Here is a 13,216-nt window from a genome sequence, read left to right as displayed (position 1 = left end):
TACCATTTAGCCTTTGTAACCCACTAGAACCGCCTGTTGCGATCAATATAACACCTACCCAATTCGACAACGACGAGTGCTCCTTGAGGAATGTCACTCCGAACATCGCCACGAGCACGACGCTCAGTTTGTCGATAGGGGCAACGCGTGCCGCATCTCCCAATTGAAGCGCACGGAAATAGCAAATCCACGACGCACCTGCAGCAAGCCCCGACAGGACGAGGAACAGGTAGGTCCTGCTCGAAATAGAGCTAAGCGGCTGGAACTGGTTGGTGGCCGCAAGGATCGTCCCAAGGACTAACAGAATAACAATGGTACGGATGAAGGTGGCGAAGTCCGAGCTAACGTTTTCCACTCCGACCTTGGCGAAAATAGCGGTCAGAGCGGCGAAGCAGGCCGAGAGCACCGCCCAGGACTGCCACGAGAGGAGAAGGTACTTCACACTTCTTACCCACAAATTGTACCGATCAGGAACGGCGGCGTCCAGCGCGACAAGCAAGTAAGCCGCTGTCGCGAGAGGTTGAAGACGCGCCCCATCATTACGGCTGTCACGTTCGCCCGCAAAGATGTTGCCGAGCGCAGCCCCGCTTTTTTTGGTGCAACTTGCTCGTTGGGTGGGACAGAAGGCAGCTTTCCACACTAAGCTGACCATCGTGCAGTCCGGCCGAAAGGTCCGGTTCGGTCAGGTCATGACGATGCTCACGCCGACATGAACGTCCGCTCTTGAAGATCCGCAGCCTGAAGCTGCCAGTCCGCTCGGCCCCAAACGCGACGTCTGAGTAGCACAATGACCGCTCTTGGCGCTTTGCTGATTTTTGAGCGACGTCAGCTTTCGCCCAAACTGCATCAGCCCTCACACAGCCAAGCTCCCCTGCGCCACCTCCTCCGCATTAGGATCCCCCGGCGCCGTCGCCCAGGCCAATTCCACCAGCGTCACTGTCCGCCTCCCGACCCCGTCAAGCTGGCATACGATCAGCCCCTGCTCCTCGATATAGGTCAGCAGGCGCCGGGCGCGGCGCAGCGAGTGCGAACCATAGGCGCGGGCGATCGCCGCGTCGCTCGGGCAGGGCCAGCCTTCCTTGGCCGCGCGGGCGATCATCATGAACACACCTTGCATATCCTCGGGCAGCAGCGAGGCAAAGGTCTTCCTCAGAAGGGGATAGCTAAGCGGTCGGCCGGAAATAGCCGATGTCGCGCTTGCCTTGCCACGAAACATGCCGTCCGTCAGGCCCCTCCCACCGCATTAATCATTGCGCACGTTCCCCCGATCAGCGTGGAGCGATCTCTGCGACGATATCGTTCGTCATCTTGACCCCAGCCATGAAGCCGGCGGCATTGAATTCGTTCATGACGAAGAAAGCGCCGACGCCGCGTGTCGGTGCAATCGCAACATAGAGAAACATCCCTTGCAGGCCGCCGCTCTTCTGGAGGATGAGCGGGCGATGCTCGTTGGGGAGCATGATGACCCATCCGAGACCCATGGCGTCCATTGGGCCGCCGTCATCCAGCCCCACCACCGACGCGAGCCCGTCCCGGTACAAAAAGGCCGCGTGGTTCACGAGGCGGAACTCGGCGTCGGCCGCGGAAGGCTTGTTGTCAACATGCCAGTTCATCCAGCGGAGCAGGTCGGCCGCGGTCGAGTACAATCCACCGGCGCACTCCATGGCTGTGCTCGTCGGCACGATGGGCATGGCGCTGCCGTCGAAGTTATGGCCCTGCATCAGGCGCGGCTCGTCCTCCGGTCTTGGGTTGAAAACCGTGTCTTTCATGCCGAGGGGATCGAGGACACGCTCCCGAAGGACCTCGGCATAAGGCTTTCCAGAGACATTCGCGAGCGCCGCTCCGAGGAGGTCGTATCCGAAGTTCGAATAGAGAACGGCGGTGCCCGGCGCGAAGAGCAGCGGATTGTCCTTGAGGGCGGCAATCTGCGCCTCTTTGGTGTTCGTAGAGAAGGGGTCGGAGGGGAGCGCCTCGGCCACTGGCACCTCCCGCGGAAGGCCGGAAGCTTGCGCGGCGAGATCGATCAGGCGGAGGGCGCGGCCATCCTTCTCAGGGAGCGTGACGTCCCAGCCAAGGCGATCCTGCAGCCGGTCGGTGAGCTGTACCTTGCCGTCGATCGCCAGCGAGGAAAGCACACTGCCGCAGAACACTTTGCTCACGGACGCGATGCGGAACATTGTGTCGCCGTCGGGCACTTTTTCACTCCCGTCGGCAATCTTGCCGAAACCGGCCAAGGCCGTCTCGCCGTTGCGCACGGCGCCGAAGATCAGGCCAGGCACCTTGGTGGAGAGATACAGGATCGTACCGTTGAACTGCACCGCTTCCGTCAGCAGCTTGTCCTCGGCATGTCCATAAGAGGGAAGGGTGACGGCTGCGATTGCCGTCAACGCGATGGCCATAAGTCTGCGCGATCGAGACAAACGCATTGCCAAAATCCTTTGATAAAGCTGCAGAATAAAATCTTCGGAAAAAGGGCCGCCGCGTAGTATCTCACCATCTCTCCAGAAGCAGGAGATGTCAACAGAATGAACCGAAGGGGGTAATCGGCGGCGGTAGCATAGTTTCGGCGGCTATTTGCGCTACAGTCCTGCCGTATTTCTTGTCCTTCGTCAGTTGATCGGGGCTGATCTCTTCATTAGCAGACCAGCCCGCGGGTAATTTAGAAAATATGTAAAGCGCCGTCGGCAGGAGGGAGTGCTGTAGCGTCGAGCAACTTACAATAGGCGGATCTGCGTCGCGCCAATCGTCGTCGTATGATGAAGACCGGGCAGAAGAGCTGTGGCGGGCCAGCGAGGCCCTATCTGCGCAAAAAAAGACTCGCCGCTGTACCTGCCGCTTGGCCATACATCGCCTTGATGCGTGGCATTCCCTTTGCGCGCTCGGCCGCCGCCTCACACAGCCAAGCTCCCCTGCTCCGCCCCCTCGGCGTCCGGGTCGCCCGGTGCCGTCGCCCAGGCCAGCTCGACCAGCGTTACTGTTCGCCTTCCAACCCCGTCGAGCTGGCACACGATCAGCCCCTGTTCCTCGATATAGGTCAGCAGGCGCCGTGCGCGGCGTAGCGAGTGCGAGCCATAGGCGCGGGCGATCGCCGCGTCGCTGGGGCAGGGCCAGCCCTCCTTCGCCGCGCGGGCGATCATCATGAACACGCCCTGCATATCCTCGGGCAGCAGCGAGGCGCGGACCGAGACATCCTGCCAGGCGTCATCCCCTGCCATTTCGGAGCCGAGGCCGGCGCGGGCGCGCGTCAGCATGCGGCGGAAGGCGGGCAGGTCCGGCACGACCGAGGCGAGGCCTTCTATGCGGCAGCGGACCACGAACTCCTGATAGAGCACGCCGATGACCCGGAACCCCGCATCGGGCTGCGCCAGCACGGCGCGCAGGACACGGTCCACGCGCTCACGCCGCTCCGCCAGGTGCTCGGCGCTGATTGGCGGCTCCACCGGTTCGGGGCGGATTTCCAGCGCCGCCGACTTCGCCGCCATCAGCTGATCGAGCAGGTCCGGCGACGACCGGCGCTGCGGCCGGACAGTTTCCGGCGGCGGCGCTGCCAGGATGATCGCGCGGGCATCCTCCAACGCTGCTTCCGGCAGCGGCATCAGGCGCGGCGTGCCATTGCGCGGACTTGTATCGGTGGGGCCGATGCGCAAGCCCAGCGGACGGCGCGACAGCGCCGGGCCCAGCGCCATGAATTGCCCGCGCTCCAGGTCGCGAAACGCCTCCGCCTGCCGCCGCTCCATGCCCAAAAGGTCAGCGGCGCGCGCCATGTCGATATCGAGAAAAGTCCGGCCCATCAGGAAATTGGAAGCCTCGGCGGCGACGTTCTTGGCGAGCTTGGCCAGCCGCTGGGTCGCGATGATCCCGGCCAGCCCGCGTTTGCGGCCACGGCACATCAAATTGGTCATGGCGCCGAGCGAGAGCTTGCGCGCCTCGTCCGAAACCTCGCCCGCCACTGCCGGCGCGAACAGCTGCGCCTCGTCGACCACCACCAGCATCGGGTACCAGTGGTCGCGGGCGACCTCGAAAAGCCCGCCGAGAAAGGCAGCGGCGCGCCGCATCTGGTTCTCGGCGTCAAGCCCCTCGAGATTGAGCACCGTGGAGACGCGGTGGATGCGCGCCCGCTCGCCGGCGCTCTGCAGGCCGCGCTCGGTATGCTCCTCGGCGTCGATCACCAAATGGCCGAACCGGTCGCCCAACGACACGAAATCGCCTTCGGGGTCGATGATGGTCTGCTGCACCCAAGGCGCACTCTGCTCCAGCAGCCGGCGCAGCAGGTGGGATTTGCCGGAACCCGAATTGCCCTGCACCAGCAAGCGGGTCGCCAGCAGCTCCTCAAGATCCAGCGCCGCCGGGGCGCCTGCGGTCGTGTGGCCCATCTCGATCGCAACGGTCATGTCTCGACTCTCCTTGAGGAGAGGGCTTATCAACCGCATCACAGCCCGTCGAGCGCCCATGGCCGGCGGTTCGGTGTTGCACACAGCTCGACGCTGCCGGGACAGCAAGGGCTTGGTGATCGTTGTCAGTTCGCTGACGTAAGCATCACGGGCGCAAGGCGCTGCCGCCTGATCAGGATAATTGCCGAAAAAGCCAGTATGCCGAGCATGCCGACCGCAGCGGTCAACCAGAGCGTTGGTTGGACGCCGATTCCTGCCATCGCCATGGCAAGGGCAAATGGCGCAAGCGCCGAAAAGAACTGACGCGCGGCCGTCACCCAGCCGAGCCGGGCGCCGTAGCGCTCCCGTCCGAACAATTCAAGGGGCAGCGTGCCGCCGACGATGCTGGCGAGGCCCGAGCCCAATCCAAACAGGATGACGAAGGCGATGGCTCCGGGCACCGACGGTGTCGTCGCCAGCAGGGCGACAAGGCCGAGCGGCAGCAGTGTCGCACCGATGACCGCGAGCCAGGTCTGTGCCAGCCGGCCACCGAACAGCATGTTGATCAACCGGCTCGCCACCTGGGACGGGCCGAAAAGCGTGGTTACGACAAGCCCGGCCGAGCCAAGCCCGAGCGCCGTCGTCAGCGGGACCATGTGAACGAGGATCGAGGACAGCACGAAACCCTCGATCGCGAAGCCGCCAAGCATGAGCAGAAACACTCTGCTGCGGTCGCGCCGGGTGAAGGCAGCCGGGCCGCCGGCCAAGCCGATGGCAGCAGGTGTCGCCGAAGCGTTTTTGTCCACCCGACGCGACAGCCGTGCCAGCCAGGCATGGATGGGAAGGCAGATGGCGACATTGATGACGGCAAAGACCAGGTAGACCTCGCGCCAGCTCAGGTATTCGTGCAGTGCCGCCGTCAGCGGCCAGAACAGGGTGGAGGCGAAGCCGGCGATCAGCGTCAGATGGGTGATGCTGCGCTGCGCCTTCGCGCCGCCGATCTGGACGATCGCGACGAAAGCGGCGCTGTAGAGCACGAAGGCGGACGCCAGTTCCATCGCCATCAAGGCCAGCACGAAGGTCACCCGACCGGGTGCTACCGCGCAAGCGACAAGTGCTGCCGCGGCGGCAGCCGAACCAAAGGTCATCACGCGGCCGGCGCCGAAACGATCGGCCCAGCGCCCGGCTGTGGGTGCAAAAAGGCCACCCGCCAGCAGCGACGCCGACAAGGCACCGAAAACCCATTGTTCCGGCCAGGCGAACTCGAGCGCGATCGACGGCACCAGGATGCTAAAACTGTAATAGAGCGTGCCGTAGCCGATGATCTGCGTCAGCCCCAACGCCCAGAGTGCGGCAGCCGGGATTTTCCGGTCGCTCATTGAGCGGCGATCTCGAGATCGCCGCTGCGCACTGCTGCGATCGCTTGCGTGCTGCCGCAGCCGCATCCCGACTGGCCGCTCGCCTTCGCCTTGGCGTCGTCGACGCAACAGGCGTCGACAGCAGACGGCGCCGGTCCGCCGCAGCAACCCTGAGATGATGTGCCTGAATGAGACACGGGCACCGTGCAGACGCCGGTCTCGGGCAACACCAGCTGCACGGCATCGGCGGCAGCCATGTCGCCGGCGAGCGCCGCGGCGACCGAGCGGACCTGCTCATAGCCGGTCAGCAGAAGGAACGTCGGGGCCCGGCCATAGCTTTTGACGCCGACCGTGTAGAAATCGGGCTCGGGGTGGCTGAGCTCGCGATGACCATGCGGCGGGACATCGCCGCAGGAGTGTTCATTGGGATCGATGAGCGGCCCCAGCGCCTTGACACCTTCGAGCCACGGATCGAGGTCCAGCCGAAGCTCCCGGGTCAAGGTGAGATCGGGGCGCTGCCCCGTCGCGGCGATGATCCGGTCGACGGGTCCGAGCGTGCGCAACCCGTCCTTTGTCTGGCCTTCGACAGCGAGACGGCCGTCGACCTCACGGATGGCAACCGTGGCAAAGCCCCTCACCAGCCGCACGCGTCCGCTCTCGGCTAGCTGCCGGACATCCGAACCAAGCTCACCCCGCGCCGGCAGGGCGTCGGCATCGCCGCCGCCGTAGATGCGGACAAGGTCGGTGCTGCGCGTCACCCATAGTGCCGAGGTGCCCGGCTCGGTTTCCGCAAGCCTGTCCAGTTCCAGCAAGGCATTGGCGGCGGAATGGCCGGCGCCCACCACCAATGTCGTGCGGCCTGCATAGAGATGACGGTCGCGTCCCAGGACATTTGGGATGCCGTAGGCGATGCGGTCGCCAAATTCCGTCTCACCTTCGGCCGGTAAGCCGCCCGCACCGAGCGGGTTCGGCGTTTGCCAGGTGCCGGACGCATCGATGACGGCACGGGCGCTGTCCCGGCGCGTGCCTTTCGCCGTTTCCACCAGCAGCATGAACGGCCGCGTCTCCCGCGCCTTGCTCAGAACCTTGTCGGTCCCCCACCGGGAAATGGCGACAACACGGGCATTGGTCTCGGTCGACGGCGCCAGCTCGGGAAGCTTTGCGAGCGGCGCGAGGTACTGGGAGACGATTTCATCGGCCGTGGGGAATGCCTCGAGCTCCGGCATTTGCCAGCCGTGGCTCTCGAGAAGCTTTCGGGCAACCGCATCGACACAATAGCGCCACGGCGTGAAAACCCGCACATGGCCCCAGTCCAGAAGGTTCGACCCAACCGCGGAACCTGCCTCGTAGACCTTGACCGGAAGGCCGCGGCTGACAAGTTGGGCGGCAGCCGCCAGGCCGACAGGTCCGCCGCCGATGATGGCGACCGGGAGATTGCTGTTAGGAACCATGACGCACCTTCTAAATTTCTAGAATTATGGAAATTTGGCTCAAAAAAAGTTAAGCAGCCGCCTCGCCGACAGCCGGGCCGCATGCGGCATCGGCACAACATTCATCGGCAAGAAAGCCAAGGAGATCGTTCATCACAGGGTAATTGGCACGGCAGATCAGCGTCGTTGCCTGGCGTTCCTGGGTGACAAGGCCGGTCAGTATAAGCCGGTGGAGATGATGCGACAGGGTCGACGCAGCGATGCCGAGGGCTTCCTGCAGATAACCGACCGGTCGCCCGGCCTCACCTGCCCTCACCAGCGTGCGATAAAGATTGAGCCGCGTCGGATTGCCGAGCGCCTCGAGCTGTTTTGCTGCTTGTTCGAGTTTCATGGAAATAAGGTAGCCCCGAGACAACGCCGCGTCAATGCTATTTCGAAAATTATCGAATTAATCGTATACCAGTATCCAACCGCAGCCGCTTGTGAGACCGATCAGGATGATCGTCCGAGCGCGCCTGCAGGTCGATCGGCCGGAACTGGTCTTCGTCCACGTTCGGCAGGGAGTCTTCGGATATCCGGTCAGGCAACGCGCTTGCCCTGCTCGTCGATGACGACTTCGCCGTCTTCCTTGGTGAATGGCCCGATATCCGGATTGGGCAAAATTTCGAGAACGGCTTCGGACGGCCGTGCAAGCATGGTGCCGAGCGGTGTGACGACAATCGGCCGGTTGATCAGGATCGGATGCGCCAGCATAAAATCGACGATCTCGTCGTCGGTCCATTTGGGATCGCCGAGATTGAGCTCGGCAAACGGCGTGCCCTTCTCGCGCAGCAATTCGCGCGGCATCATCCCCATCGCCTTGATCAGCTCGACCAGCCGTTCGCGCGACGGCGGGTTTTTCAGATACTCGATCACATCAGGCTCTTCGCCGGACTGCCTGATGATGGCCAGCGTGTTGCGCGAGGTGCCGCAGTCCGGGTTGTGATAGATGGTGATGGTCATTTCGCGGCTCTCATCTGTCTGATTGGTTTGGGCTCACTGAGCAGCCATCCTGCCAAGGCCATGGCAAGCAGCGCGCCGAGGAGCTCGGCGACGATGAACGCCGGCAGGTCTATCGGCCGGATACCCGCGAAGGTGTTGGAAAGAGCGCGGGCGACGGCGACTGCCGGATTGGCAAACGAGGTCGAAGCCGTGAACCAATAGGCTGCGGTGATGTAGAGGCCGACCAGCCAGGGGATAGCATCCGAACGGAAGCGAAGACCGGCAAGAATGGTGAAGACCAGGCCGAAGGCGGCCACCAACTCCGCAATCCATTGTCCGTTTCCGGTCCGCACGGTTTGCGAGATCTGGAGAATCGGCAGTTCGAACATGGCGTGCGCCAGCAGCGTTCCGGCGACGCCGCCGACAATCTGGGCGATCACATAGGCCAGAGCTGCGGTTGCTTCGATTTCGCGCCTGAGGGCAAAAACCAGCGTCACCGCCGGATTGAGATGCGCCCCGGAAATCGGTCCGAGTATGGTGATCAGCACCACCAGGATCGCTCCAGTCGGCAGCGTGTTGCCGAGCAGGGAGAGACCCACGTCATCCGTCAGCCTGTCGGCCATGATGCCCGACCCGACGACCGTCGCGACGAGCATTGCCGTGCCGAGCGCTTCCGCGACGATGCGACGGGGAATGTCTGCCGCCATGAGGTTAGCCGGCCTTCGGTAGATCGCGGCCGATTTCATCCAGCCGTTTCTGTAGGGCGAGCTTGTCGATCGTATTCATCGGCAGGCTGACGAAGATCGAGATCCGGTTGTTGAGCATGCGATAGGCTTCGGCAAACGCCAGATGCTTTTCGGCGTCCGTGCCGTCCACGGCGGCCGGGTCGGGCACACCCCAATGCGCCGTCATCGGCTGTCCCGGCCAGACCGGACAGGATTCATTGGCGGCGTTGTCGCAGACAGTGAAAACGAAATTCATCTCGGGGGCGCCGGGAGCCGCGAATTCCTGCCAGTCCTTCGAACGGGCGAAGGACGTGTCGTGGTTGAGGGTTTTCAACAGCTGGAGCGCGTAGGGATGGACTTCTCCCTTCGGGTGCGATCCGGCCGAATATGCCCTGAATTTGCCAGCACCGACACGGTTGAGGATCGCTTCGGCAAGGATCGACCGTGCCGAATTGCCGGTGCAGAGAAAAAGCACGTTGTATGGCTCGCTCATGGCAGAGTTCCTCCCTTCTAACAGTTGCAAGTCACGGCCTGAATGACCGGCTGGCAGAGTTCTGGCGCGCCGTTGCAGCAATCCTCCATGAGATAGGCAAGCAGATCGCGAAAGCCGGTCATGTCGGCGACGTAGCGGATTGTCCGGCCGTCACGCTCGGCGCGGACGAGACCGGCATGGTCGAGAACCTTCAGATGCGCCGACATGGTGTTCTGCACCGTACCCAGGCGCGAGGCGATCTCGCCGGCGGGAACACCATCTGCGCCCGCCCGGACCAGCAGGCGAAACACCTCGAGCCTTGTGTCCTGGCCAAGCGCCGCCAATGCGAGAAGAGCGATGTTCTTATCCATGCATCCTAGAATCCGGAATTATGGATGCATACGGCGGACATATGACAGACAGATGACGATGGCTGGTCGAAAATCGTCGCTGGATGCTAACTGCAATGGTCCGCAACCGACTGACAGCCAAGACGGGCCAGTTCATGCCGAACGACCTAGTCCAGCTTGAATGTGAAAGGCGCCGCAACAGATGTACCCGCTTTTTCCGGCGGCGGCGCTGGCACTTTGGCACCCTGTAATGCGTCGAGCGCCGCGCGATCGAGATCCGGATAGCCGGAGGAACGAGCCAGCCGGGCGGATAGAACGCGGCCGGATCCGTCGACCGTAAAGGTCACTCGTGGACTACCTTCCTCGCGCCGGGCCTTCGCGGCTCTCGGATAACGCGTGTGTCGCCTGATCCACGCATGCAACTGCGAGTTCCACTTGGACGAGCTCACACCGGATCTCGAAGCCGCTGCTTTGGCCGATTTCGGTGCGGCCGCCCTGGCGGCGGATGTCGCAGCGACACTGGCCGTCGTCCGCGGCGGTGCGGCCTTTTCCTTTTTCGGACGCTTTTTGGCCTCTTTGACCGGCTTCTTCGCCTTGACCTCGGCCGGCTCCTTCGCCTTGGCCTTTGCCTGCTTCTTTGTCTTGGCCTCGACGGGTGCGTCGACCGGTTTCGGCTGCGGCAGCGGAATGACCACTTCCGGCGTGACGGCCTCGGCAACGTCGGGCACGACCTCCTCGAGCGGCGGCTGGTCGACCCGTTCGGCCATGGGCGGCGGCGTGGGCTCGACTGTGTCGGCTGGAGCGGTTTCCGACGGCTCGGCGACCGGTTCTGTCCGTTCGACGGGCGGTTCGGGCGGAGGCTCCGTTTCGACTGTCTCGGGCTCCTCGACCGGCTCCGGCTCATCGGGCGCGATCTCATCCGTCATCGGGGCCGGCATGGCCGGCGTGAGCGCCATCGGCGACAACTCGATCACCTGCGCCTGCGGCGGGCCGCCATCGGGCTCGGCCGGGCGCCAGCCCTGCATCGCATAGCCGATCGCGGCATGCGCCACCAGGACCAGCCCAGCCGCGCCCGCCCACCAGGCAATCTCGCGCACGCCGAAACGCCGCTGATCGGCCATCGGCAGGGCGGCCGCCGGCGACATTATTGGCCCGTCCCGACTTGCGGCGCCGCGGCATCGCCAGGCGCGGTCTCGAGGCCGACCAGCGCGATCTTCAGATAACCGGCGCCCCGCAAAAGGTTCATCACCTCCATAAGTTCGCCATAGCCGACCGCCTTGTCGGCGCGCAGGAAGATGCGCGTCTGCCTGTCGCCTTTTGTCCTGCCGACGAGCGTGGCGGCGAAGGCTTCGCGCGGCACGCTGTCGTTGCCGATCGCCAGGCTCATATCGTCTTTCAGCGTCAGGAACAGCGGCGTCTCCGGCCGCGGAGCCGGTGTCGCGGTCGAGCCCGGCAGGTCGACGTTGACGTCCACCGTCGCCAGCGGCGCTGCGACCATGAAGATGATCAGCAGGACCAGGATCACATCGATGAACGGCGTGACGTTGATCTCGTGGTTTTCCTCGAGATCGCCGTCGATGTTCTCTCGAATTCTAGCCGCCATGGCGTCGCTCCGTGTTCATTCCGCGGCCATCTGCTTTGCCGGCGCGACCGTGCGGAAATCCAGATCCCGGCTGACCAGCCGTTCGACCCCTGCCGATGCGTCAGCGAGGATCTGCCTGTAGCCGGCTATCGATCGCGCAAAGACGTTGTAGATGACCACCGCCGGGATCGCCGCGACAAGGCCCATCGCCGTGGCCAGCAAGGCTTCCGCAATGCCCGGCGCAACGACGGCGAGATTGGTGGTCTGCGCCTGCGAGATGCCAATGAAGGCGTTCATGATGCCCCAGACGGTGCCGAAAAGGCCGACGAAGGGCGCGGTCGAGCCGATCGTCGCCAAGACGCCGGTGCCGCGCGACATGCGCCGCGCCGCCGCCGCCTCGATGCGCGACAGGCGCGAGGTGACCCGTTCCTTCAGCCCGTCGCCGGACACGTGGTCGAGCGAGCCGGCCGAAAGCGCGGTCTCTTCTTCGGCTGCGCGCACCAGCAGGGCGCCAGGACCGTTATTGTGGCCAAGCGCGCGGCCGGCCTGGTTCAACGTCGCGGCATTGCCGATCGCTTGTGCCGCACGGCGGGCACGCAGCTTGCCGCCAAGAATCTCCAGCGATTTGGCCAGCCATATCGTCCAGGTGACGAAGGACGCAAAAGCCAGCCCGATCATCACCGCTTTCACGACGACGTCGGCCGCCATGAACATGCCCCACGGCGACAGGTCACGCGGCAGGGTCAGGGAGGTTGCCGTCGAAGGGCCCGTCTCGGTAGGCGTGGTCCCGGTGGGCGTCGTCGCGCCGGGCTGCGTCGCCGGAGGCGCGACCGCGTCTGGCGCAGCCTCTCCAGGCGCGGGCGCGGGAGTCTCGATCGCCGGGGCCGTGCCCGGTTGCTCCTGGGCGGCAGTGCCGCCGGCCGACAGGATGACGGATGCGATCAACGCCGCGAACAAACCATGTCTGGACAAGGGCTTCTTCCTCATTCTCACAGTGGCCTCATTGCACATAGCCGATGGGCTGGCCGGTGACGGGGTGCGCAAACACGCCCATCTCGACACCGAAAATTCCTCTAAGCACGTCGCCCTGCATGATCTGGTCCGGCGTGCCGCGCGTCAGCAGCCTGCCGTCCTTCAGTGCGATCAATTCGTCGCAGTAGCGCGCCGCCATGTTGGGATCGTGCAGCACGACGACGACGCACAGGTCGCGTTTGCGGCTGAGGTCCCTGACCAGCCCCAGCACCTCGACCTGATGGGCGATGTCGAGCGCCGAGATCGGCTCGTCGAGCAGCATGACGCCGGCATTCTGCGCCACCAGCATGGCCAGCCATGCGCGCTGGCGCTCGCCGCCGGACAATTCGTCGACCAGCCGGTCGGTGAAATCAGCCATGTCGGTCAGGACAAGCGCCTCGTCGACATGGCGCCTGTCTTCGTGCCCGAAACGGCCGAGCGCGCCGTGCCAGGGATAGCGCCCGAGCGTCGCCAGTTCGCGCACGGTCAGGCCGGTCGCCGCCGGCGTCGTCTGCGGCAGATAGGCGAGCGCGCGGGCGAGTTCGCGCGCGCCCCACTGCACCAGCGGCCGCTGCGCGAAGGTGATGCCGCCCGAGCTTGCCGGCTGCTGCCGCGCCAAGAGCTTGATCAGCGTCGACTTGCCCGAGCCGTTGTGCCCGATCAGCCCATAGACGCGCGAGCGTTGCAGTTCGAGTGTAACCGGCCCGAGCAGCGTTCGCTCGCCGACGGCGAACCGCACCGCTTCGACATGGAAGGCAGTCTGGGCATGAATTCCTGCCACGGTCTCGGCCTCGCTCCAGCTTTGCGCGCGCATTTCGAAATCCGGTTTTCGGCAATCCGGTTTGCGGCGCCGATGCCCGGTTGACTATGAAACATGAGTTTACTAGTCAACAATGAAGATGACTTTTTGAGTCAACAAAATGCCGGATTTGCGTCG

Annotated in this window: 13 protein-coding genes and 2 pseudogenes; all 15 read right to left on the bottom strand. The window is 64.1% G+C overall.

The window, feature by feature from the left end:
- Positions 1-6: 6 nt before the first annotated feature.
- The 15 genes and pseudogenes from BQ8482_RS18210 to BQ8482_RS18140 all read right to left on the bottom strand — a co-directional run bounded on the left by BQ8482_RS18210 (position 7) and on the right by BQ8482_RS18140 (position 13,093).
- Positions 7-442 (bottom strand): annotated as a pseudogene (locus BQ8482_RS18210) (EamA family transporter).
- Between the two features lie 411 nt (positions 443-853).
- Positions 854-1,138 (bottom strand): annotated as a pseudogene (locus BQ8482_RS18205) (ATP-binding protein); the annotation flags it as partial.
- Positions 1,139-1,268: 130 nt separating this feature from the next.
- Positions 1,269-2,399 carry a D-alanyl-D-alanine-carboxypeptidase/endopeptidase AmpH gene (gene ampH / locus BQ8482_RS18200; RefSeq protein WP_244602856.1) on the bottom strand — a complete coding sequence of 377 codons (1,131 nt, stop codon included), beginning with the start codon at positions 2,397-2,399 and terminating at the stop codon, positions 1,269-1,271.
- 492 nt (positions 2,400-2,891) lie between these two features.
- Positions 2,892-4,391: a helicase HerA domain-containing protein gene (locus tag BQ8482_RS18195; RefSeq protein WP_123148888.1), complete on the bottom strand. Its 1,500-nt coding sequence runs from the start codon at positions 4,389-4,391 to the stop codon at positions 2,892-2,894.
- Positions 4,392-4,516: 125 nt separating this feature from the next.
- Positions 4,517-5,749 carry an arsenite efflux MFS transporter ArsK gene (gene arsK, locus BQ8482_RS18190; RefSeq protein ID WP_123148887.1) on the bottom strand — a complete coding sequence of 411 codons (1,233 nt, stop codon included), beginning with the start codon at positions 5,747-5,749 and terminating at the stop codon, positions 4,517-4,519.
- The gene (locus BQ8482_RS18185) at positions 5,746-7,179 is read right to left on the bottom strand and encodes an NAD(P)-binding domain-containing protein (RefSeq protein WP_123148886.1); all 1,434 of its coding nucleotides are present in this window, start codon (positions 7,177-7,179) and stop codon (positions 5,746-5,748) included. The genes arsK and BQ8482_RS18185 overlap by 4 nt, the downstream gene beginning before the upstream one ends.
- A 49-nt stretch (positions 7,180-7,228) precedes the next feature.
- Positions 7,229-7,549, bottom strand: coding sequence for an ArsR/SmtB family transcription factor (locus BQ8482_RS18180; RefSeq protein WP_123148885.1), 321 nt, complete (start codon positions 7,547-7,549; stop codon positions 7,229-7,231).
- A gap of 188 nt (positions 7,550-7,737) precedes the next feature.
- The gene (gene arsC / locus BQ8482_RS18175; protein ID WP_123148884.1) at positions 7,738-8,160 is read right to left on the bottom strand and encodes an arsenate reductase (glutaredoxin); all 423 of its coding nucleotides are present in this window, start codon (positions 8,158-8,160) and stop codon (positions 7,738-7,740) included.
- Entirely contained in the window at positions 8,157-8,846 is a 690-nt protein-coding gene (locus BQ8482_RS18170; RefSeq protein ID WP_123148883.1) for an aquaporin, read from the bottom strand. The genes arsC and BQ8482_RS18170 overlap by 4 nt, the downstream gene beginning before the upstream one ends.
- Positions 8,847-8,850: 4 nt before the next feature.
- Complete coding sequence (locus BQ8482_RS18165; protein ID WP_123148882.1) at positions 8,851-9,357, bottom strand: arsenate reductase ArsC; 507 nt, start codon at positions 9,355-9,357, stop codon at positions 8,851-8,853.
- A 17-nt stretch (positions 9,358-9,374) separates the two neighbouring features.
- Entirely contained in the window at positions 9,375-9,707 is a 333-nt protein-coding gene (locus BQ8482_RS18160; RefSeq protein ID WP_123148881.1) for an ArsR/SmtB family transcription factor, read from the bottom strand.
- A gap of 146 nt (positions 9,708-9,853) precedes the next feature.
- Positions 9,854-10,831, bottom strand: a complete 978-nt coding sequence (locus BQ8482_RS18155) for a TonB family protein (RefSeq protein ID WP_123148880.1) — start codon at positions 10,829-10,831, stop codon at positions 9,854-9,856.
- Entirely contained in the window at positions 10,831-11,289 is a 459-nt protein-coding gene (gene exbD, locus BQ8482_RS18150; RefSeq protein ID WP_123148879.1) for a TonB system transport protein ExbD, read from the bottom strand. Before exbD ends, BQ8482_RS18155 begins: the two co-directional genes overlap by 1 nt.
- A gap of 15 nt (positions 11,290-11,304) precedes the next feature.
- Positions 11,305-12,240: a tonB-system energizer ExbB gene (exbB, locus tag BQ8482_RS18145; protein WP_123148951.1), complete on the bottom strand. Its 936-nt coding sequence runs from the start codon at positions 12,238-12,240 to the stop codon at positions 11,305-11,307.
- 28 nt (positions 12,241-12,268) lie between these two features.
- Positions 12,269-13,093: an ATP-binding cassette domain-containing protein gene (locus BQ8482_RS18140; protein WP_123148878.1), complete on the bottom strand. Its 825-nt coding sequence runs from the start codon at positions 13,091-13,093 to the stop codon at positions 12,269-12,271.
- Positions 13,094-13,216 lie beyond the last annotated feature (123 nt).

Source organism: Mesorhizobium delmotii (genome assembly GCF_900149755.1).
Lineage (GTDB): Bacteria > Pseudomonadota > Alphaproteobacteria > Rhizobiales > Rhizobiaceae > Mesorhizobium > Mesorhizobium delmotii.
This window is presented reverse-complemented; position numbering and strand designations above follow the sequence as displayed.